Origin of the sequence: Sulfuritalea sp. (assembly GCF_017302275.1) — a bacterium.
Taxonomy (GTDB): domain Bacteria; phylum Pseudomonadota; class Gammaproteobacteria; order Burkholderiales; family Rhodocyclaceae; genus Sulfuritalea.
This window is the reverse complement of record NZ_JAFLDR010000012.1, coordinates 20,734-42,189: the sequence shown is the minus strand read 5'-3', so window position 1 is coordinate 42,189 and position 21,456 is coordinate 20,734. Positions and strand designations below refer to the sequence as shown.

Sequence of the window (21,456 nt, the reverse complement as noted above, 5' to 3'; positions counted from 1 at the left end):
TGTCGATCTGTGCTCGATGATTCTCCCGACGCCAAATCAGTCATTTCGCGTTAAAGTTCTGCCTGCCGGGGCCGTTATGTCACGCAAGCCCCGAACCGATAGCAGGTGTACACCATGAAAATCGACTCCTCGATCCCCTCGTCGCTCTCTCTGCCCAAGACACAGCCCAAGAAGGCGGCGGGCTCCCCTGCGGGCGTGCCGGCCAATGCAGCCAACGTCGGCGACACATCGGGTGTCCGTTCCGCCGAGCCGGCGACCGCACCGTTCGACAGCAAGCGCGTCGCCGAAATTCGTCAGGCCATCGCCGATGGCCGCCTGCAAATCGACGCCGACAAGATCGCCGGCCGCCTGCTGGACGGCGTGCAGGAACTCCTGGCGAAAAACCGACCGGCAGCGTGATCGCCCAGACTCCTTGGCTGCCATTGCAAACCTGCTGGACCAGACAATCGGCGCATTGAAGGAGTTTCTCGCCGCCGTCGCCGACGAGCGGCATTGCCTGGTCAAGGGCGACACCAGCCAACTACTTGCCATCGCCGAAAAAAAGTCGGCGCTGGCGACACGGCTTTCCGACCTGGATACCCGACGCGACGCGGCGCTTGGCGCCGCCGGTCTTGGCATCGGCCGTGCCGGGGTCGAAGCCTGGATCGCCGCCCGCCCCGTCGGCATGCGACCGGCGGCGCACAAATCCTGGCAGATCTACATGGACCTGGCGACCGACGCCAGGGACGAAAACGAACTAAATGGCAAGTTGATCGCGGCCCACCTGCAGCAGAACCAGCAGGCCCTCGAAGCGCTGCTTGGAAGTTCCGCCGCAGGCGGCACCTACGGCGCCGATGGCCAGCGCAGCATGGCCGCCAGCAGGCGGCCACTGGGCAGTGCCTGATCCGGGCGCGAAGGCACCGGACTACCCGCCCAGCGGCAATTCGACCTTGTTGTCGGGCAATCTCGACTCGATCGTGATGGCGACCCGGCGATTGCTCTGCCGCCCCTCTCCCGTGGCGTTGTCTGCAACCGGCCGCTGATCGGCATGGCCGGTCGCGGTCAGGCGACGCGGGTCCATGCCGGTGTCGATGAACAGGCGAACCACGCTGGCCGCGCGGGCGGCGGAAAGCTCCCAGTTCGAGGGGAACAGCGGTGTGCTGATCGGAATGTTGTCGGTGTGTCCCTCGACCACGACCGGAAAGTCGGCTGCCGCCAGGACACGGCCCACGGTGCCCAGTGCCCGCACCGCGCCAAGGTCCAGTCGCGCCTCGCCGGGCGCAAACAGCGCGCTGGCGCTGATATCGACGGTCAGGCCAAACGCACCTTCGCTCACCCTGACCTTGCCCTGCGCCATCAGCGGCGCAAGGGCCTGGTTGAGGTCCCGGGCCAGGTTGCGCAGGTGTTCCTTCTTCATCGACTGCGTTTCGTCCGTCCTTGCCTTGGGCTGGATGCGCCGGATCGGCAGCGGCATCTGGATCTGCTCGGTCGCGCGCTGCGACACCGCGGCACCCGGCGCCGTGCCCGGATCGGCGCGAAAGGCGTACACGATCGAGTCGGACATGACCCGGTACTTGCCCTCGTTGATCGAGGAAATTCCGTACATCACGACGAAGAAGGCGAACAGCAGGGTGATGAAATCGGCATAAGACACCAGCCAGCGCTCGTGGTTCTCCGGATCGTCTTCCTCCCGCCGGCGACGGCGGCGCTTGAAGTGGGCCATCAGACGAAGTAGCCCTGCAAGCGGCTTTCGAGCACGCGGGGGTTGTCGCCGTTGGCGATCCCGACCAGGCCATCCACCAGCATTTCGCGCAGAGTCACCACGCGCGCGATGTTCGCCATCAGCTTTTTCGCGACCGGAAGGAAGACCAGGTTGGCCGCGCCGACGCCGTAGATCGTGGCGACGAAAGCGACCGCGATCCCGCTGCCCAGCTTCGAGGGATCGGACAGGTTCTCCATGACATGGATCAGCCCCATCACGGCGCCGATGATCCCTATGGTCGGTGAATAACCACCCGCCGATTCCCATACCTTGGCCGCAGCCTTGAGGCTGTGTTCCCAGGCACTGATCTCGACTTCCAGCACTTCGCGCAGGCGCTCCGGTTCGGCGCCGTCTACCAGCAGCTGCAAACCCTTGGCCGCGAACGGATCGCGCACGGCCTGGATTTGCGCCTCCAGCGCCAGCAATCCCTCTTTGCGCGAGATCTGGCTCCAGCGGGATATTTCAGCGATATGCTTCTGCGGCTCTACCAGCGGCGGGTACAAAACCCAGACCCCCATTTTCATGCCTTGGCGGAACACGCTGAGCGGGCTTTGCAGCATGACGGCGCCCAGGGTGCCGCCGACGACGATGAAGAACGCGGTCGGCTGCAACAGCGAAGCGAGATGGCCGCCCTCCAGGACCTGTCCGCCAATGATCGCGGCAAGACCCAGCAGCAGGCCGGCGATGCTGATCTTGTCCATCCGCTTCAGGCTCCAGCCCTTGCCGCGGAACGGCCGCGCACTCCGGACCCCGCCGGCTTCACGGCCCCCGTCAGGACCGCGCGCAGGCGGGCCACCGCCTGGCTGTGCAACTGGCAAACACGCGATTCGGTGACGCCCAGGACTTCCCCGATTTCACGCAGGTTCAGGTCCTGCTCGTAATAGAGCGCCATCATCAGCTTTTCGCGCTCGGGCAGCGCCTCGATCGCTGCCGCCAGCGCGCTGCGGGTGCCTTCCTCTTCGAGCAATCCCAGCGGATCACGACTGGTCTCCGAAACGTGGCGCTCAAGGTAGTCGTCCCCGCTGCCTTCGGTAATATCCTCGATATAGACAAGTTGGTGGCCTCGGGCATCGAGCAGGAGCTTCTGGTAGTCCGCCAGGGACAGGCCCAGGGCATCGGCGAGTTCCTTTTCCGACGGTGCCCGGCCGCGTTCGTGTTCCAGGGTGCGGATGGCCTCCTCGACGCGCCGCATCTCGCGCCGCACGCTGCGCGGCATCCAGTCGTTCTCCCGCAAGCCATCGAGCATGGCGCCACGAATGCGCTGGACGGCATAGGTTTCGAATTGCGCGCCCAGCCCCTCTTCAAAACGCTCGAGGGCATCGAGAAGGCCGATCAGCCCGTTCTGTATCAGGTCGTCGACGTCGACGCTGGCCGGAAGCCGGGCCATCAGGAGATACGCTATGCGCCGCACCAGCGGCATGTAGTGCGCAATCTGCTGGTCCTTGGCAAGGACGCCCTGGGCTGTGTACATTTTTAGCGCGAAGCCGAAGGATAGGTCGCTGGCGCCATCGACCGCAGGGAGCCGGCCAATAGCTCCGCCCTGGGGCGGGGATTGGGGTGGGGGGCGACCAATTTGCCCTTGCGATGGTTCATGCCCAGGTGTGTGTCGTCTTCGATGATGAGCTTCGGCGCCGGACGCCTAGCCGTGATTGCCCATCAGCGGATCACCAGCTTGATGGTGCCGAGCAGTTCGTCGGCGGTGGCGGGCTTCACCAGCCAGCCCGAAGCACCGGCGGCCTTGGCTTCGAGGCGCTTGGATTGCTGCGATTCGGTGGTGAGGAAGAGGATGGGCATGAACTTGTAGTTGGGCAGGGTGCGCACCTCCTTGATGAACTCGATGCCGTTCATGCCCGGCATGTTCAGGTCGGTGATCAGCAGGTCCACCTTCATCCCGCTCTTGAACTTGGCCAGTCCCTCGGCGGCGTTGCCGGCTTTCTCGACCGCGTATCCCGCCTTGGTCAGGATGTTCGATATCGACAGCAGGATCGTTGCCGAATCGTCCACCAACATGATCGTGTTCATAGTGCCGTTCCCTGAGATGAACCCACGTGTCTTTTCATTCCGCCATGAATGGACGCCTTGCTGCCCTTGCGCTCGTGCAGGCAGTTTCTCAAAGCCGCAACATTTTGTTTATCCGTGAATTACGCGGCAAACTGCGGAATCTACGTAGCCGTGATACGGCGAACTATTGCCCGATTGTCCGCCCCCTGCCGAATGCGCAGTGATCCACTGAACGCGTAGCGCTCAGGATGACCGGACGAGCGTGGCCCCGGCCGGCGATGGCAAAAAATTTCCCTTCGCGGTTGGCAGGAAACCGAACCAGTCTCCCGTGCCGACCGACTGGGACAGGCTGCCCTGCAAGGCATCGGCAAGATGGTCCACGCTGGGCACACGGGCGCTGCCCAGGTAATCGAGGCGCACCCCGAGATGCTCCTGCGCCGTCTGGCGCATGTTGTGGAAAATCGAGAGGGCCTCCCTATCGCTCCCGGCCCGGGTGATCGCGACCTGGAATCCCTCGCGCCCGCGTTGCTGAACCAATCGCTTGACCAGCGCGTAGGCCGTGGTTATCGCCGTGCCCTGTGCCGCAACGACGACCGCCATCTGCGGCGCCGCCAGCGCCAGCGGCGAAAGATGTTGCCCCTTCCCTGCAGCGCAATCGATCAGGACATAGGAACTGCCTTCCTGCAATTGCCGGAACGCGGTATTCAGGTGCGCCGCGGTCGAGGCATCGACCTGCGGCACGGCCGCGACGAAACCGGCGGCGGAGAGAACGCTGAGGCGCGCGGCGACCGGTTGCACCAGGCTTTGCAGGGGTTGGCCGCGCTGGATCAGATCGAGCAGGTCGTGCCGCGCCTTGAGACCGAAGACCCGATGCACGTTGTCCGGGCCCGGATTCTCGTCGACGATCACCACCGACTCTCCCGCTCCGGCCAGGGCAACCGCCGTGTGCACCAGCAGCGTGGTTCGGCCGCAGGATTCGCGGCCGGAGACAAAGGCCACCGCACGCGCCGGTCGCGCCCTGAACATGCGCCGCAAACCTGCAGCCTGATCCGCGGCCGGTCCGGCGTGCCAGTCAAGCAATTCGTACTCCCAGCTTCGCATCCTGGGACGGCGGGAAGGACAGGGCGATCTCCTCGTTGCGCAGGCTGTGCGCCGTCTCGCCCGACGGCAGCTTGAAGGCGCGATGCAGCAGGTATTGGCGGTTGGGCAGGTGCAAATCCTCGGGCACGCGCTGGCCGTTGCCGACATAGCTCAGGGTCAGGCCGTGGCGAACGATGCAATCCAGCGCCGGCGCAAGGGCGGTCGCTTCATCCACCTTGGTCAGAATGCAACCGGCCAAATCCTCGCCGCCATACGCACGCACCACGTCATCCAGGGTATCGCCGCGACTTCCCGCATTGAGCAGCAGCAGGCGATTGACCTCGCCGGAGCGGGTCAGCATCGCCGCCTGCTCGGCCACCATCCGGTCGCGCTGGCTCATGCCAACGGTATCAATCAGCACCATGTGCTTGTCGCGCAGGTCCGCCAGGGTGCGGCGCAGGTCCTCGCCGTCGCGGACCACGAATACCGGCACGCCAAGTATCCGGCCATAGATGCGCAATTGCTCGTGGGCGCCGATCCGGTAACCATCGGTGGTCAGCAGCGCAAGCCGTTCCGCGCCATAGCGCACCACGCAGCGGGCGGCCAGCTTGGCGGTCGTGGTGGTCTTGCCGACCCCGGTCGGCCCGACCAGTGCATAGACACCGCCGCGATCGATGAAGTCAGCGTCCGACGACAAGGTGCGCAGGCGCCTGTTGACCGCTGCGGTAAGCCACTTGCGGCCTTCATCCTGGGTGAGGTCGGCCGCCATTTCCTGGATCAACCGACGCGTCAGGCCGCCCGAAAACCCCGCTGCCAGCATTTCGCCGAGAAGTTGCGCCCGGGTCGGTGCCTCGCGCGCCATTTCGCCCCAGGCAAAGCCGGCGAGCTGGCGTTCGAGCAGGTTCTTGATGAGCCGCATTTCGTCGACCAGTTGCGCGGTCTGGACCGGGCTTTCCACAACAGGGCGATCCGCGATCTTCCTGCCGGTCGGGGCATCGTGATGCTTGGGGTCCCCGCACTGGGGCATGGGGTCCGCATGCGTCGCGGCGACCGGCACCCCGGGGGAATAGTGCACTCGCGCGTCCGGCACGCACGAATGCGCGGGCTCGGCTTTTCGTTCGGCCGGAGCAACCGTCGGGGTGCTTGCCGCAGCGGATTTCCCATAAGTAATCCAGGGCTGCACCACCGGCGGCTCGGAGTTCTGTCTGCTGGCACGAATGCGCGCCGATGCCAGCGAAACGGTGTAATCCTCATCCGCCTGGGGCATCGATCGCGAAGGCGGAAGCGGAGCCGGCGATGGCGTGACGGCGGCGGCTGGACGCACATTCTGCGAGATGGCATCCAGACTCTCGGGCGACATGGCGACGATCTCGACGCCGTTTGGCACCGCCTTGTTCGAGATGACCACCGCATCAGGACCCAGCACTTCCTTTGCCCGCCGCAGGCAGTCGCGCGCGGTGGCGCCGACGAAGCGTTTCGCTGTCATTTTCTAGCTCCGATGATGGATGTCACCTTGATGATCTTCGAATCGGGAACCTCGCCATTCGAGATCACCCGGAGTTGCTGCACCGCGCGCCGCAGAAAGCGCGACAGAAGCCAGCGCAAATTTGGAGGTACCAGCAATACCGCCGGCAGGCCGAGGTCTTCCTGGTGCTGGGCGGCAACTGCGGTTTCCCGCAACAGCGTATCGGCCAGTCCCGGCTCGATGCCGCCGGCATCGCCCCCGCCCTGCAGGGCCTGCCCCAGCAACCGCTCGAGGCCGGGATCCAGGGCCATCACCTGCATCTCGTTGCCGGTCGGATAGAGCTGCTGGACGATGGCGCGGCCGAGGGCGATCCGCACCTGCGAAGTCAGCTCGATCGGGTCCTGCACGCGGGGCACCAGCTCGGCCAGGGTTTCGATGATGGTGCGCATGTCGCGAATATTGACGCCCTCATCGAGCAGGTTCTGCAATACCCGCTGCAGCGCGCCGAGCGCGATCTGCTTGGGCACCAGGTCTTCCACCAGCTTGGGTGATTCCGTGGCGAGATGGTCGAGCAAGGCCTGCGTTTCCTGGCGCCCGAGCAATTCGGTGGCATGCGAAAGGATCACGTGGTTGAGGTGTGTCGCGATTACCGTGCTGGCATCCACCACGGTATAGCCGAACACATGCGCCTGCTCGCGCAGGCTGGCATCGATCCAGATTGCCGGCAGGCCGAAGGCGGGATCCTTTGTCGCGGCCCCCGCGAGTTGGCCGGACACCCGCCCCGGGTTGATCGCCAGGTATTGGCCGGGGAAGGCTTCGCCTTCGCCGATCGGCACCCCCTTGAGACTCAGGCGATACACGTTCGGCCGCAGTTCGAGGTTGTCCCGGATGTGCACCTGCGCCGGCAGGAAGCCGATTTCCTGCGCAAATTTCTTGCGCAGGCCGCGTATCCTCTTCAGCAATTCGCCGGCTTGCCCGCGGTCGACCAGCGGAATCAGCCGATACCCGACTTCCAGTCCGAGCATGTCGACCGGAACCACGTCCGACCAGCTCGCCTCGACGCTTTCGGCAACCGGTGCCGCGGGCTGAGCCGCCTCCACTGAACGCTCCTTCGCGGCCGCGATCGGGCTCTTGAACTGCCGCCAGGCCAGATAGCCGAGGACCGATGCAAGCAGGAGGAACACAAGATTCGGCATGCCGGGAATCAAGCCCAGTATCCCGAGGATGCCGGCCGTCAGGGCCAGTACCATCGGGTTGCCGAACAATTGCGCCACCAATTGCTGGCCGACATCTTGTTCGGTGGCAACGCGCGTTACCACCAGGCCCGCTGCCGTGGAAATGATCAGCGCCGGAATCTGCGCCACCAGGCCATCGCCGATCGTCAGCAGGGTATAGACCTTGGCCGCATCGCCGGCGCTCATGTCGTGCTGCAGGACGCCGACGATCAGGCCGCCGATGATGTTGATGAACAGGATCAGGATGCCTGCCACGGCATCGCCGCGCACGAACTTCGAGGCGCCGTCCATCGACCCGTAGAAATCCGCCTCCAGCGCCACGTTGGAGCGACGCTTGCGCGCTTCGTCCTCGCCGATCAGGCCGGCATTGAGGTCAGCATCGATCGCCATCTGCTTGCCCGGCATGGCGTCGAGCGTGAAGCGGGCGGAGACCTCGGCGATGCGCCCGGCGCCCTTGGTGATGACGATGAAATTGATCAGGGTGAGGATGATGAACACCACGATGCCCACCGCGTAATTGCCGCCCACCAGGAAATGACCGAAGGCCTCGATCACCTTGCCGGCGGCATCCGGCCCGGTATGGCCATGCAGCAGCACCACGCGCGTCGACGCAACGTTCAGGGACAGGCGCAAGAGCGTCGTTACCAGCAGCACCGTGGGGAAGATCGCGAAATCGAGCGGCTTCATGGTGTACATCGCCACCAGCAGCACCATGATGGAAATCGCGATGTTGAAGGTGAAGAACACGTCGAGGGCGAAGGCCGGCAACGGCAGCACCATCATCGACAGGATCAGCACGATGAGCAGCGGCGCCAGCATCTGGCGCAGGTTCAGGCGACCGGCGATTCCCTGCTGGGCCAGGCTATCGTTCATGCCGGCGTCCCCGGGTCGAGACCATCGGGCACGGCGATCAGCGTCGGCGCCATGGGCAGGGCCTTCGCCGCGACATCAGCCGCATGGTCGTTCAGCTGATAAACCCAGGCCATCACTTCCGCCACCGCCGAATAGAGCGCGGCAGGAATCGCGTCGCCCACTTCGCCGTGGCGATACAGGGCGCGCGCCAATGGCGGTGCCTCGAGCAAGGGCACCCGGTTCTCCGTGGCCAGTTCGCGGATGCGATCCGCCACGAGATTCATCCCCTTGGCCACCACCACCGGCGCCGCCATGGAATCGCCGTCGTATTTGAGCGCCACCGCGAAGTGCGTCGGATTGGTCACCACCACGTCCGCTTTCGGCACTTCGGCCATCATGCGACCGCGCGCGATCTCGCGTTGCTGGCTGCGGATGCGTGCCTTGAGTTGCGGGTCGCCCTCGCTTTCCTTGTGTTCCTGGCGCAACTCCTCGCGGGTCATCTTCAGCCGGTCGTGGTATTGCCATAGCTGGAAAGGCACGTCGATCGCGGCAATGATCGCCAGGCCGGCGATCAGGGCGACGAAGCTGAAGAACAGCAGTTGCGAGAACGAGGCGAGACCGACTTCGATCGGCTGCGTGATCAGGCTGAACAGGCGATCCTGCTCGTGCCTGACGATCCACCAGAGAATTCCACCCACCAGCAGCGCCTTGAGCACGGCCTTGAGCAATTCCGCAACACTATGCCAGGAGAACATGCGGCCGAGGCCCTTGACCGGATCCAGGCGGGTGAGGTCGAGCTGGAACGCCTTGGCCGACATTGCCGGGCCACCCATGATGTAGGGCGTGGCGATGACGGCTGCGATGATCACAAGGAAGATCGGCCCAGCCAGGCGGAAGGCATCGATGGTCAGGACCAGCGCGCTCTCGTTCATTACCGACGTATCGAAGGCCGCGCCGCGACTGAAACTCAGGCCGTCGCGCACCAGACTGGCGGCGGCACCGGCAATCCAGCCGCCAAGCACCCAGAAGGTCCCGGCGCCCGCGGCAAGCACCATGAAGGCCATGAGCTCGCGGGATTGCGGAACATTGCCCTCCTCGCGCGCCTGTTCCAGCCGGCGCGCGGAGGCGGGTTCGGTTTTTTCGAGGTCGCTGTCCTCAGCCACGGCCATTGTCTCTCATGCCGGGAATTATTGCCGGCGGGGGCAATCGGGAGGACCCGAACAAACGCCGAAACCGGTACCTATTTCAGCAAGCGCCGACCTGTTCCCGTTTCATCTGCTCCGGGAAAGCCGAATCCCAATCATTTCAAGGCGCTGCGCGGTAGTCCGGACCAATGCCATGGACATCTTTCAAGGCGTCTACGGTCCATTGGCCGGGATATCCCGCCAGGCAATAAACGCCGGTTGCGAGGCGAGCGCACACCGACGAATCATGCCCCGCGCCGGGCAAGGCCAAGGCGCCGGTCGCCGCCGGAACCGGTCGCCGCCCGGTCCGCGATCGTTGCAGAGAGGAACCCCGCCTCAGCCCAGTTCGCGTGCCTTGCGCTCGCGTTCGATCTTGATGATGTAGCGCTGGATCACCGTCGTCTTGACGCGCGGCAGATCGACAAACGCAAAGCCGGCCCGCTTGGCGCGAATGCCGCTGCGGCTGACGGTTTCGTTCTGCCAGCAAGGCCGCAGGGTGGCAACGATGGGGCCGCCGTCCGGCAGGTCGATGCTGCAATCCTGAAATGTCATGTCCGACTCGAGGGGCAGATCGATGGGTAAACCGGCCAGGGAAACCCCGCCGAGACTGATATCGACCACATGGACCCGGAGCATGGAGCTTTCCCCGGCCGCCCCCGGCACACGAAACCGACAAATGACCGGATTGGCGATCGGCGTTCCAAGCCGGAAACACTCGCGCCGCTGCAGGCGCAGGATGCTGTCCGGCAGGGACGCATGAAACGCGGCGCGCCCGTTGAATTCGACCTGGTCGACGCCACGGAGGATGAACTGGATTTCGACGCGGTCGAGTTGCGCCGTGCAAAACAGCTTTTCCGCCTGCAGCGCCTTGCGGTTCATCTCGGCGGTAGCACCCAGGTCGAACACCAGCCCGTCGCTACCCCAGCTGACCAGGCTGGTCAGCACCATGTCCTGACCTTCGTTGAAGATCATGCTGACCTGCGACACGTGCTCCGCCAGACCCCGGCAGATAGCAAACATTTCGGCCTGCGACGTCAGCAGGTACTGGCTGTATTCGTCGCTGGGCAGGATTTTCGCCACCGGCCGTTTTGGCGATGCGGCGGCGGGATCATCGGCGGGAGTCGTCATTTCCGGAGGAGGCAGCGAAAGATTCGCGTTTAATTCTAGCTTGCTTTGCCCTCGCCGACGGGCAGGGAAAGCACCGGTGGCTCGCCGCGTTCGACCTGATACAGCCAGGCCAGCAACTCGGCCACCGCCAGATACAGCGCCGGTGGGATGTGCTGGTCAAGATCCAGTTGCGCGAGGAGCGCGACCAGCACCGGCGATTCATGGACGTAGACCCCGCTCTCTTTCGCCCGCGCGACTATTTCGTCGGCGATCAGCCCGCGCCCCTTCGCCACCACGGTCGGCGCGGAATCGCCGCCGGCGTACTTCAGCGCCACGGCAAGCGTGCGCTGGGACGCGGGATCAGGCTTGTCCATGGCTGGTCCTGGCATCAAGGAGATCCAGGCCGGCGGCGGCCAGCGCCTGCCGTAGCGACGGCAAGGCCAGGCGAAGGTCGGCTTCGCTGTTCGCCTTGCCGGTCTGCAGGTCAAGCCGCAGGGTCTGTCCGCTGAGTTGCACGCGAACTTCGATCTCACCCAATCGCGGCAAGGTCAGGCGCAGGTTGGTGTTCCAGGAAGGCTCACCAGCACTCGCGTCGTCCCGCTGCGGAGCGTCGCGCCGGATCTCCCAGTCCATCTCCTGCCTGGGCCAAATCTCGCCATGCCATGCCAGCCGTTGGGTTGCGGCAGCTTCGAGTTGCTGCTGCACCAAGGGGCGCAAGTCCTCGGGAATCATCCGCGTGGCGGACTGGCTCACCTGCTGGCTGGCCTCTTCAACGGCGGTGGCGGCCGCTGTCGCGCCGCCGCCGAAAAGGGTTTGGAGCAAGGTCGGGGCGGATTGGCCGGAATTCGTGTTGGGACGCCGTGCCGCCAGCGCCGACTCTTGCGGGGACGCCTCCTCGGACGACGGCACCCATCCGGCACGCGCGCCGTCACGCGAATATTCACCCTGGGGTTCGGTGAGAAGCCTGGAGCGCGGCCACTGACCAAGCACCCATTGAACCTGATGTGCTTCGTAGAACAAGCCACTGGAACCGACCGCCTGTGCCAGCTGCGCCGGCAGCATACGCGCCATCTCCGTCGCGCTGGCCGGAACCTGAGCCAGCACCGGACGGCCACGGGTCAACGCGACCGGCACCGCCGTGTCGCCCTCGCGCGGCAATAGGGCGGCAATCAGTTGTCCCGTAGACGATAGCCTCGCCTGCTGATAGGGCTCGCCCGGCGCCGCCGTACCCGCCGGGACGGACTGCGCAACGATGGCACGCGGCGTCCGGTCGACAACGACAAGTTCAAGCGTGTCGCCGGGCTTGGCGCCCTCGGGCAGCGAAAGCGTCAGCGAACGCCCCGCCACCAGAGCCTTGTAGGTGTTTTCCGGGAGCGCTTCCTGGATGCGGGCGCGGAATACCTGCCCCTGCTGCAGCTCCGGCAAGTCGGCGGGAATCTCGGCGATTGCTCGCACCGGCCCAAGTCCCGGCTCGGTCTGGGCGCGTACCTGAACGCCGACATCGGTGGGAATCATCACCATGGGGCGCCCTCACATTCGATGAAAAAGTCGGTCGACCTCACTCCCGGGCGAAACCTACCGACCGCCTCATGCCCGCGAAACGCTGTCGAAACCTGGATCCGGACTATCCGTTGCCCCATAAGCCTGTTGTACCCGGCGGCGACGGCCATGGTCGCCCAGCAGTTTGCGCACATGCTCCATCCAGGGTTCCGTGTGGCGCCGTATTTCCGCATCGTCATCAAGGAGTTGCTGGATCAAGCCGCGCTTGCGGGCGATCTCAGGAGCGACCAACCTTTCCTCGGGGGATGCCTCCGATTCGGCCATCATCCCGTCGCGCAAGGCCGCAACCCGGGCTTCCAGCGCGATCAGAAGATCCCACTCGCCGGATCGGGCGGCACGCACCATCCGTGCGGACAGGGCGCAGGCTTCTTCGTAGCGGTCGATGTGGCTGGGCATCGACAGCATGGTAAGTCTCAGGCTGCGGCTTTGCTCGTCGAAAGTACCGCGGGATCGTCTGCTATTTCTTCCCAGGCAGACTTGATCTCGCCCAGCAAACGGCCGACCTCCTGCAAGGCGCCGAGGTCGTTCTTCAGATTGGCATGGACCAGACGCAGGCCCATGTAGTCATAGAGGCCAGCCAACCTGCCTGCCAGTTCGTCGCCTGCCGAGAAGTCCAGGCTGGCCCGCAGGCCGTTGGCGATGATGTCGATTGCGCGCGAAACGGCCTCGCCTTTCTCGGCAATCATGCCCTGGCCCATGAAGCCTTCGGCCTTGGCGATGGCGAGCAAGGCCCCATCGAAGAGCATCACGATCAATTGGTGGGAATCTGCGGCGGCGACAGCGGTTTCGACGCCCACCTTTGCATAGGTCTGGGCGGAATTGCTGGAAGCGAAGGACATGATGTCTCCTTTTATGAGATCGATGGGAGGCTGGACAACTGCTGGGTCAGGTATTGGCTGGTCCGGTTCATGCTGCTGGCGAGTCCGTCCATCGCCGTAAACTGTGCGCGGTAACGGGCCTCGATCCCCACCAAGCGCACATTCAGCGCCTCACGGGCTCGGTCGATGTCCTTCAGCGAAGCCGTGATGCCGTCGGTTCGCCCGGCAATCAGGCCGTCGAAGGCGACCAGAGCCCGCGTCGAGGTCTTGAACTTCACCGCGATACCTTCATTGCCTTCGGTAGTCTGCGTAAACAAGGCGCTGACATCCTTGGTCGAATCGGCCAGCGCGGCGGCGAGTTTGGTGCTATCGACCGAAAGCTTGCCGTCGGTCTGCACCGAGATACCGATGCTGGACAGCGTCGCGATGCCTCCGGCGACACCCGTGACGGTGGTCTGCACCAGGCTGCTCAGTTCCGCCTGGATCGAGCGCACGGTACCTTCGGCATTGAGGATTGCGCCCTTTCTGGTCGCCGCATCGTAAGCCGAATTGGTCTTCAGCATGCTGACGATTGCGTTGTAGGCGCTGACGAAACTGTCGACGGCGGTTGTTGTTGCCGCGGTGTTCTTTGCGATGCTCAGGGTCGAGTTTCCAGGCGCAAGCGCAGTGCCCTTGTTGAGCGTTAGGGTGACCCCTTCGATGGCGTCACTGATCGTATTGGAGGAACGGCTGATGGACAGGCCATTGATGGTCAGCAAAGCGTTGTCTGCCGCCTGCGTCTGCACCAGCGCGGCGGAGTCCAGCCCGGCCAGCGCATGCGTGCCGCCGCTTCCCGAATCGGTGGCCGTGACGGTTATCGCACCCACCGCGCCGCTGGTGGACGAACTCAGCATCAGGCGATTGGTGGTTCCGTCGTTCACTATGGTTGCGGTAACGCCAGCGTTGGCATCATTGATTGCCTGGCGGATTCCGCCCAGCGTGTTGTTGAGGCCGTTGATCGGCACATCCACGGCAAGGCCGCCCCCGATCGAAATCGCCAGGTTGCCTGTATTGAAGGTGTCCGTCGTCGCGCCGTAATTGGTGTTGCTGCGCAGCGTGTGGTTTTTGGCCAACTGGGTGACGCTGATGCTGTAGTTGCCGGCGACCGCCGTGGTCGATGCCGCAGCTGCGAGGACCGTCGAATCGGAGACCGAGGCCGACTTGGCGGCAAACGTGGCGGTATCCGCCAGGGTGGTTGCCGCCGTTTGCAGCGTCGACAGGGCGCTTTTTACCGAACCATAGGCAGTTATCTTGGCCTGATAGTTACTCTCCTTGGTCGACAGCTTGGTCAGCGGCTGCCGCTCGAGCTCCATCAGCTTCGCGATGATCCCGTTGACGTCCAGCCCGGTCGCAAGCCCCGGTGATGAGATGGTTGGCATGGTGGTTCACTCCAGTATGGGAACTATATCGGAATCGTCCGGGAAATCTTGAGGACGAAAATACAGATCGATTCGTCGCCAGGCTGGATCGAGGCCGAGCCCGGCTTTCCATCCCTTCAGGAACAGCGAAGTCCATCCGGGCCGGGCCTCCATATACAAGGAAAGGAAAACCGTCCGGCGGAGGCATCCACGAAAATCCCTAAAGTTTTCCTGCGATCGCCCGTTAAGGCTTCCAACTGCGGTTACCAAGCCTCACCAAAGCGGGGCAAACCGAAGCGGATGGCAACCAAGCCGTCGATGAAACCAGCTAAGGAGAACCACCATGGCACAAGTAATCAACACCAACGTTGCCTCGCTGTTCGGCCAACAGGCCCTGAACAAGTCCGCCAGTGGCCTGCAAACCGCCATGCAACGCCTGTCCTCCGGCCTGCGCATCAACAGCGCCAAGGACGACCCCACCGGCATGGTCACCGCCGCCGGCTACGACAGCCAGGTGCGCGGCGCCAACCAGGCCATGCGCAACGCCAACGACGGCATCTCGACCGCCCAGATCAACGACGGTTACCACCAGCAAGTCCTCGAGAACCTGCAGCGCCAGCGTGAAATCGCCGTGCAGCTCGGCGGCACCGCCGCCGGTTCCGAGGCAACGGCGCTGGTCGCGGAAAACACCCGCATCCTGGCCCTGGCAGGCAACACCGGCACGGTCGTGGTGAATTCCAACGGCGGCACCTTCACCGGTGCCGGCACCAAGGCCACCATCGCCGCCGGCTTGGCCATCACCCAGATCGACGCCGCGATCACCGCCGTCACCACCGCCCGCGCCACCTACGGCGCCGACATGGCCACCTTCTCGTCCGCCGTCGCCAACCTCGGCGTGCAGTCGGTGAATACCGCGGCTGCCTACAGCCGGGTGATGGACACCGACTACGCCGTCGAAACCACCAACATGATCCGCAACCAGATCCTGCAACAGGCGGGTACGGCCATGCTGGCGCAAGCCAACCAGATTCCGAACAGCGTGCTCAGCTTGCTGCGCTAATAACGGAACGGTGGTCAGTCATAGGGATTGGTGACGATTCCGTGAACTCCGGGGAGTGGATGGCAACCGCTACCCCGGATTTCGGCCAAGCGGAAAAGCAGCTAAGTAGGTGACTGATCAGTACTAATGGAAACAACGCGGCTCCCGGCTGGAATTGCTCTGGAGCCGGCAAACGGTGCGAAGGAGATTCATCATGACCATCTCGCCTGCCAACGGGCCGAACCTGGATCCCCAGGTCGGCACGCGCGCCAGGGATGAGGGAGCGAGGGGAATACCCGCCGCGGGTGGCACGCGACCAGTGCGCGCCCCCGCTGCCGTCGAATCCTCGCAAACTGCCACCGTCGTGGAAGTGGCACGCCCACCAACGCCCGAGCAACTGAAGGAAGCCGTCCGGGAGATCAACAAGGTGATGCGGCAGTCCAACCGGAATCTGGAGTTCAGCATGGATGACGACACCCACCGGCTTGTCGTCCGACTGACCGATACCGAGACCGGGGAACTGATTCGACAGATACCGTCCGACGAGACCCTTGCGATCTCGCGCTCGATCGGGGAGTTCCAACAGGGCTTTCTGCTCAAGCAGAAAGCCTGAGCCTCAGGCCAGACTGCCTGGCCTATGCAGCACTTCAGCGAAATGCCGCAGCGCGGCGTTTCGCCGCATCTTGCCGCTTACCGTGCCCCCATGCCGAGCCGCCGCAATCAAGCCATCCGGATGAACAGGGCGCCGCCCATGGTGAATGCCGTTTCGACTTCGCTCCCGCGCTCGGCGAGGAAAGCATCCCCTGCCCTGCGCGGTCCATCGCCAAAGGGCCACATATAGTCGTCGAGTACGATCCAGCCACCCCTCGCCACCAGCCCGCTCCAGGCCGCGACATCGGCATTGACCGCCGCTTGCGCGTGGTTGCCGTCGATGTGCAGCAACGCGATGCGGCCTTCGTAGGCCACGCTGCCGAAACGTGGCGTCGTCACGCACCGCCGGCTCCGATAATACGTCGCGCCATCAGTCGACGGCAGGCGCAGATAGTTCACGTGGTTTGCGCTGTAGGGCAACAGATTCATCTCGAACACGGCCAGCGCCTCGCCGGCATCGACCATCGCCGAACCACTGTCGACGATGCCGGTCGCGTCGTCCTGCACCAGGTGCTCGTTCGACCATGGATCGACGCAGAGCAGATTGCCGATGTCGTAGAGCCTGGCCAGCCGCGCCAGAAGGAATGCCGACTTGCCCCACCAACTGCCGATTTCAACCAGGTCGCCGGCGACGCAATGGCGCGCGATCTCGTGCAGTGCGCAGGACTTCTCGCGGTCGCACATTCCGGGAATGACCTCGGCGTGGCGAAACATCGCGGCCAGTTCGACTTCGTCCACGGCGGGCTTGCCTGGCCGGTCAACAGTTACCGGCAGCGGGTGGTCGAGCAGTTCGCGTGCCCTCGCTCGCGCGGCGCGGAAACCGGCCAGCGCATCGTCGATCGGCGAATCGTTGACCAGGCGGACGCCCGGCGCCAGGGTATCGAGGACGGCGTGGAGGTGATTCCATACCACCGGATTCGGCGAATAGATGCCCCCGACGCCAAGCTCCCGTATTGCCTTGGCCAGCGCCGCGTCGAACTCCGGGTGATTGACATAGGGCAGTTGTATCCAGTTCGGATACTGCGTGCTGGCGACATCGTAATCGAGCGACGACGCGCCTATCGCCGCTACGCCCTCGCTGCGGCATTTCCGCAGGTAGTCGAGCGAGCGTGGCATGCCACCGGGAAAGATCAGCACGGGTTTGCCACCGGTATCCCTTTCCACGTCAGGCATCTCCGCGCTCGCAGACCAGGAAGATGCTGGCGCAAAGGTCCGGATGGTCGAGGCCCAGCGCATAGCAGCCGTCGAGATACTCGCGCGAGATGATGTCGGTGCGCAACAACCGGTCCCACTGGAAGTTCGCCAGGGCTTTGAAGAAAATCCCCGAGCGGTGCACCACATTGAGTCCGGCGGCGACCGCATCCTGCTCCAGCGTGCCGAGCGAGTAGGTGCGATGGTGGCCGTGTTGCCGCTCTGCGTCGGTGACCGCCGAGTTGTGCGCGATCAGCCCCATCCTGACCGCGATCTGGCGCGAGGCCGCGTTCGCGTTCGGACACGCCAGGAAGAATCGTCCGCCGGGAGCCAGCCATTCCGCATTGACGCGGCGCAGGACCGCGACCGGATCGGTGACATGTTCCAGGACATGGGTCATCAGGATGTTGTCGTAGAGCGCCGGCAGCGTCACTTGCTCGAACGTCGAATGCAGCAGTTCGACGCCATCGCCGAGTGCCGCCCGCGCCTTGACCAGCGACTCGGCCGATGCCTCGACGCAGGTAATGTGGTCGAACAGTGGCCGCAGCCTCCGCGTGAACGCGCCCTCGTGGCAGCCCAGTTCAAGCAGGTTTCCGGGCCGGAAAAAGTCCTCGAAGGCACGGATCATGTAGGGATGCATCACGTCGAGGTCAAAGCCATAGGCATAGCTGCCGCCCGCTGTGTCGGCGGCCGCAGAATCCGGCAGGCCGTGCTCGATACTCATTTGCGTCCGGCGCAAGGAAAAGCGCGCGGCAATGACAAGGATGGGGCTGACGTCGGCACGAACTAATCCCAGTAACGAGTCTGCTCGACCAGCTCGAAATAGTCCTTGCGCGTGATGCCTACCATGATCCGGTCCCAATAGCGTCCCTTGCGGTAGTACCAGCCTCGCTGTCGGCCCTCCTCTTTCCAGCCCAGCTTGCCGCAGTAGAAGCCGTAGGAACCCTCGTTGTACTCGATGATCGAACCGTCGAGGCGCTCGAGGTGCATTTCCTCGAAGGCATAGCGCATGGTGGTCATCACCGCTTCGGCGCCGTAACCCTTGCCGCGGATGTCGGCGTCGCCCAGCATCACGCCGTGCCAGGCATGGTTGTTGCGCCAGTCGATGTTGATGATGCTGGTGATGCCGATGATCCCCAACTTTGGCGCATCGATCGCCAGGCGCTGGTTGAGCGGGTCGCTCTTCAGGTTCTGGAACCAGGTCCGGTGGAAGTCCATCGAGCTCGGGAAATGCACGTTGCCGATCACATCCTGGGTCTCGCTGTCATTCGCCCAGCGGTGCAGGGTGACCAGGTCGCTTTCCTCGATCGCCCGCAGGATCAGGCTTTTGCCCTTGATGTTCATTTCACTCCTCCGATCTTGACCAGTGTCATGCCTTGCCGTATCGCCGGCGCCGACATTTGCATCAAGCCTCGCCTTCGAGAACCGCCAGGCCGAAACCACAGCGTCCGAACTCGTTACCGTTGTAAAGCATGTACAGCCGTCCCGCATGGTGGAAGACATGAGGATAGCAAAGCATTTCCGAATCCCAGCCGTCCGGCGATGCCGCCAATCCGCCCTCGTCGTCATCTCGCCGCCACGACACCATGTCAGCCGACGACGCGTGGCCGATACGGTAGCCGCGCGCCGGGTTGTTCCGGAAATCCGTCGCGTGCCGGTAGCAGAACCACATGTGATAACGGTCGCCAAGGCGCACAACTGTAGGCAGGGCCTGGCATTCGTCAGGTCCGAGGCGGTCGGTGACCAGTGCCTGGCCCGACCGCGTCCAGTCGATGCAGTCCACGGAACTGGCGTGCGCGATCTTGTACACCCGCTCCGGTTGGTCGCCGGGCGAGGCCTGTATCCACTTCGTGCCATGGATGTACCACATGTGGAACCGGTCGTCGAAATGGGCAACGAAGGCGTCACCGACAAGGAAGGGTTGCTCGAGCGACGCGGCAAGGATCGGGCCTGCGCCGAACTTCTCGAAGCTGCGGCCGCCATCGTGGCTGCGCGCCCAGCCGATCGCGGCATCAACTGCGACCGAGCGCCGCCGGCTCCATCCGGTGGTGAAGGCATGGATCTCGTCGCCCACGCGCAACACGTTCATGGGAAAGATTCCGTGCTCGTCGAAGCTGCCCAGCGGCCCGAGGCGGATCACGGGGCCGCGCGAGTGGTCGACGACCCGGCTCAGGCCCGGATCGAAATCGACATAGGCGACGTGGGATACGAACATGCCGTGGTGATCGCGGACCCGCGTCGAAAAGTAGATGCGCACGAAACCGTCGCAGACCAGCGCCTGTGGCGACTGCGCATAACCGCACTGCCCTTCGATCAGGGGTAACGATTCAGGATCGAATATGCGGCCAAGGCGACGCCATTTCATCGGCAAGCCGTCCCCCTATGCCTGCAGTCGAGCAAGGCCGAAACCGTATCGGCCGACTTGGTTGCCGAGGTAGAACAGGTAGGTGCTGCCGTCCAGCGCGAGGACATGGGGATAGGCGACCGATTGGTCATCCCAGCCCGACGCCGAAATATCGAGCCCGGCTTGCGTGTCGTCCCGCTGCCAGTGCAGCAGGTCGTCGGACACCGCATGTCCGATCCGGTAGCCGCGGTCGTTGTTCCTGAAATCGAGGCTGTGCTTGAAGCAGAACAGCATGTGGTAGCGTCCCGCGTGGAAGAAGACATCCGGACTTGCCTGGCATTCGTCGGCTTCCAGCCGGCTTTCCAGAAGGTCCTTTCCCGTTCGTGACCAGTTCAGGCCGTCGGTCGAGGTGGCCATCCGTATCTTGTACACCGCTTCCGGCCTGCCCCCGTTTTCAAGCCAGGCGGTACCGGCGACGTACCACAGGTACCAGCGCCCGCCGAAGCGGCGGACCTTGGGCCCGCTGAGCACAAACGGGTCGCGCGGATTGCTCGCCAGCAGGGGGCCCTTGCCGAGCCGGGAAAAGCTGACACCCTGGTCATGGCTTTCGGCGACGCCGATCGCCACCGTGAACGGAATCGATACGCAGCGGGTCCAGCCGCCGTAGTAGGCCAGCACCCGATCCCCGTCGCGAATCACCGACACCGGGTACACGCCGAATTCGTCGAACGCTCCGCGCTCACCGAGGCCCAGGATCGGCGCGTCGGCCACGCGGACGATGCGCGTCAGGTCCGACCGGTCCAGATCGACGAAGGCGGAATAGCTGACATACTGGCCCGCACTGTCGGCCGCCGGGCGGCAGGAAAAATACACCCGCACAAAATCGTCGATAACCAGGGTCGCCGGCGCCTGGGCGAACTCCTTCAGCCACGGCCGCCCGGTCACCGCGGTCGGATCGAAAACCTTTCCCAGCTTTTCCCAGTTGAATGTCACGCCGTGCGCCGCCGTGCAATCAGTAGTGCTTCTTCGCGGCGATCGCCAGCAGGCAGGCACAGTATTCGGGAATATCCTCGCCGAGCAGGTGGAAGGCCCTGACGACCTCATCCCCCAGTTCGATCATCTGCTTTTCCGACAGCGGCTTCAGGTAAAGGCCTTTCATCTGCATCACGCGCAGGCCCGCCTGATCGCAGTGGTCTGCCAGCATGCGCGTCGTGTACAGGCGTCGATGTCCCACCCGCAGATCCTTCGGCGCCAGCGTGTCGTAACTGGCCAGCAAACCCATGTGGTACCCGGCACGCCGGTTGAGCGACATGCAGTTGGGCGCGGAAATGAAGATGGCGCCTTCGTCGCGCAGCAGGGCCGCACACTGCTGGAGCGCGGCCACCGGATCTTCGACGTGTTCGATGACATTCAGGAAAAAAACGTAATCGAACTTCCGGCTGGCCCGGAAATCCTCCAACAGCACGTTGTGGCAAGGCACGGCGGGCAGCCGCTGGCGCAGCAATGCGATATTGCCCTGCGAGGGCTCGATCACTTCGAGGTCCGGGAAGATCGCCGCCAACTTCTGCGTCGAATAGCCGTCGCCGCAACCGACTTCTAGCACGGCCTTGTTTTCGGTCGCGCAAAAGCGCCTGGCGATGTCCATTTCGCGGTCGATCAACAGCCGGTCCATGGGGTCGCCTTCCTCGTAGAAGGGCGTAATCGACTCCAGGTGCCGGATTTCCTTTTCGCTCATTGCTCGTCCTCAAGCCAGCCCATGGTCCGTTCCCGAAGCCCGCCGGCATGCCGGCG

General features: G+C 64.1%; 24 protein-coding genes. 4 read left to right on the top strand and 20 right to left on the bottom strand.

The genetic code is table 11. The features are described from left to right. Window positions 1-114: 114 nt before the first annotated feature. Both flgM and J0M27_RS08620 read left to right on the top strand, forming a co-directional pair. Window positions 115-399 carry a flagellar biosynthesis anti-sigma factor FlgM gene (flgM, locus tag J0M27_RS08625; protein WP_294989960.1) on the top strand — a complete coding sequence of 95 codons (285 nt, stop codon included), beginning with the start codon at window positions 115-117 and terminating at the stop codon, window positions 397-399. A 13-nt stretch (window positions 400-412) separates the two neighbouring features. After that, on the top strand, window positions 413-883 hold the full coding sequence (locus J0M27_RS08620; RefSeq protein WP_294989957.1) for a flagellar protein FlgN: 471 nt from the start codon (window positions 413-415) through the stop codon (window positions 881-883). A gap of 21 nt (window positions 884-904) precedes the next feature. On the opposite strand, the gene motD is transcribed toward J0M27_RS08620, so the two are convergent. The 14 genes from motD to fliD form a co-directional block, all read right to left on the bottom strand. Then, entirely contained in the window at window positions 905-1,702 is a 798-nt protein-coding gene (gene motD / locus J0M27_RS08615; RefSeq protein ID WP_294989954.1) for a flagellar motor protein MotD, read from the bottom strand. Beyond that, complete coding sequence (locus J0M27_RS08610) at window positions 1,702-2,442, bottom strand: flagellar motor protein (RefSeq protein WP_294989952.1); 741 nt, start codon at window positions 2,440-2,442, stop codon at window positions 1,702-1,704. The genes motD and J0M27_RS08610 overlap by 1 nt, the downstream gene beginning before the upstream one ends. Window positions 2,443-2,447: 5 nt before the next feature. Further along, complete coding sequence (locus tag J0M27_RS08605) at window positions 2,448-3,212, bottom strand: RNA polymerase sigma factor FliA (protein WP_294989949.1); 765 nt, start codon at window positions 3,210-3,212, stop codon at window positions 2,448-2,450. A gap of 185 nt (window positions 3,213-3,397) precedes the next feature. Beyond that, window positions 3,398-3,763, bottom strand: a complete 366-nt coding sequence (locus J0M27_RS08600; RefSeq protein WP_294989946.1) for a response regulator — start codon at window positions 3,761-3,763, stop codon at window positions 3,398-3,400. Window positions 3,764-3,985: 222 nt separating this feature from the next. Further along, window positions 3,986-4,822 (bottom strand): hypothetical protein, encoded by an 837-nt coding sequence (locus J0M27_RS08595; protein ID WP_294989943.1) that lies wholly within the window; start codon window positions 4,820-4,822, stop codon window positions 3,986-3,988. After that, window positions 4,815-6,308 (bottom strand): flagellar biosynthesis protein FlhF, encoded by a 1,494-nt coding sequence (flhF, locus tag J0M27_RS08590; protein WP_294989941.1) that lies wholly within the window; start codon window positions 6,306-6,308, stop codon window positions 4,815-4,817. The genes J0M27_RS08595 and flhF overlap by 8 nt, the downstream gene beginning before the upstream one ends. Beyond that, window positions 6,305-8,395 carry a flagellar biosynthesis protein FlhA gene (gene flhA / locus J0M27_RS08585; RefSeq protein WP_294989939.1) on the bottom strand — a complete coding sequence of 697 codons (2,091 nt, stop codon included), beginning with the start codon at window positions 8,393-8,395 and terminating at the stop codon, window positions 6,305-6,307. The genes flhF and flhA overlap by 4 nt, the downstream gene beginning before the upstream one ends. After that, window positions 8,392-9,537: a flagellar biosynthesis protein FlhB gene (gene flhB, locus J0M27_RS08580; protein WP_294989937.1), complete on the bottom strand. Its 1,146-nt coding sequence runs from the start codon at window positions 9,535-9,537 to the stop codon at window positions 8,392-8,394. The genes flhA and flhB overlap by 4 nt, the downstream gene beginning before the upstream one ends. Before the next feature lie 357 nt (window positions 9,538-9,894). Further along, a complete protein-coding gene (locus J0M27_RS08575) occupies window positions 9,895-10,686 on the bottom strand; it encodes a flagellar brake protein (protein ID WP_294989935.1) in 792 nt (263 codons plus the stop codon). A 35-nt stretch (window positions 10,687-10,721) separates the two neighbouring features. Then, window positions 10,722-11,039 (bottom strand): EscU/YscU/HrcU family type III secretion system export apparatus switch protein, encoded by a 318-nt coding sequence (locus J0M27_RS08570; RefSeq protein ID WP_294989932.1) that lies wholly within the window; start codon window positions 11,037-11,039, stop codon window positions 10,722-10,724. After that, the gene (locus tag J0M27_RS08565) at window positions 11,026-12,180 is read right to left on the bottom strand and encodes a flagellar hook-length control protein FliK (protein WP_294989929.1); all 1,155 of its coding nucleotides are present in this window, start codon (window positions 12,178-12,180) and stop codon (window positions 11,026-11,028) included. The genes J0M27_RS08570 and J0M27_RS08565 overlap by 14 nt, the downstream gene beginning before the upstream one ends. Before the next feature lie 72 nt (window positions 12,181-12,252). Further along, window positions 12,253-12,630 (bottom strand): flagellar protein FliT, encoded by a 378-nt coding sequence (locus tag J0M27_RS08560; RefSeq protein WP_294989926.1) that lies wholly within the window; start codon window positions 12,628-12,630, stop codon window positions 12,253-12,255. An 8-nt stretch (window positions 12,631-12,638) separates the two neighbouring features. Then, window positions 12,639-13,064, bottom strand: coding sequence for a flagellar export chaperone FliS (gene fliS / locus J0M27_RS08555; RefSeq protein WP_294989923.1), 426 nt, complete (start codon window positions 13,062-13,064; stop codon window positions 12,639-12,641). Window positions 13,065-13,075: 11 nt separating this feature from the next. Then, window positions 13,076-14,461, bottom strand: a complete 1,386-nt coding sequence (gene fliD / locus J0M27_RS08550) for a flagellar filament capping protein FliD (RefSeq protein WP_294989920.1) — start codon at window positions 14,459-14,461, stop codon at window positions 13,076-13,078. 322 nt (window positions 14,462-14,783) lie between these two features. On the opposite strand from fliD, the gene J0M27_RS08545 reads away from it, so the two are divergent. Both J0M27_RS08545 and J0M27_RS08540 read left to right on the top strand, forming a co-directional pair. Further along, entirely contained in the window at window positions 14,784-15,500 is a 717-nt protein-coding gene (locus J0M27_RS08545) for a flagellin (protein WP_294989916.1), read from the top strand. A gap of 193 nt (window positions 15,501-15,693) precedes the next feature. After that, window positions 15,694-16,092, top strand: a complete 399-nt coding sequence (locus tag J0M27_RS08540; RefSeq protein ID WP_294989913.1) for a flagellar protein FlaG — start codon at window positions 15,694-15,696, stop codon at window positions 16,090-16,092. A gap of 107 nt (window positions 16,093-16,199) precedes the next feature. Here J0M27_RS08540 and J0M27_RS08535 read toward each other — a convergent pair whose 3' ends face one another. The 6 genes from J0M27_RS08535 to J0M27_RS08510 all read right to left on the bottom strand — a co-directional run bounded on the left by J0M27_RS08535 (window position 16,200) and on the right by J0M27_RS08510 (window position 21,400). Beyond that, a complete protein-coding gene (locus tag J0M27_RS08535; protein ID WP_294989910.1) occupies window positions 16,200-17,294 on the bottom strand; it encodes a class I SAM-dependent methyltransferase in 1,095 nt (364 codons plus the stop codon). Between the two features lies 1 nt (window position 17,295). Further along, window positions 17,296-18,045: a class I SAM-dependent methyltransferase gene (locus J0M27_RS08530; protein ID WP_294989907.1), complete on the bottom strand. Its 750-nt coding sequence runs from the start codon at window positions 18,043-18,045 to the stop codon at window positions 17,296-17,298. A gap of 62 nt (window positions 18,046-18,107) precedes the next feature. Next, window positions 18,108-18,665, bottom strand: a complete 558-nt coding sequence (locus J0M27_RS08525; RefSeq protein WP_294989904.1) for a GNAT family protein — start codon at window positions 18,663-18,665, stop codon at window positions 18,108-18,110. A 61-nt stretch (window positions 18,666-18,726) separates the two neighbouring features. Further along, complete coding sequence (locus J0M27_RS08520) at window positions 18,727-19,686, bottom strand: hypothetical protein (RefSeq protein WP_294989901.1); 960 nt, start codon at window positions 19,684-19,686, stop codon at window positions 18,727-18,729. 15 nt (window positions 19,687-19,701) lie between these two features. After that, entirely contained in the window at window positions 19,702-20,658 is a 957-nt protein-coding gene (locus J0M27_RS08515) for a hypothetical protein (RefSeq protein WP_294989898.1), read from the bottom strand. 19 nt (window positions 20,659-20,677) lie between these two features. Beyond that, window positions 20,678-21,400: a class I SAM-dependent methyltransferase gene (locus J0M27_RS08510; protein WP_294989896.1), complete on the bottom strand. Its 723-nt coding sequence runs from the start codon at window positions 21,398-21,400 to the stop codon at window positions 20,678-20,680. Between the last annotated feature and the right edge of the window lie 56 nt (window positions 21,401-21,456).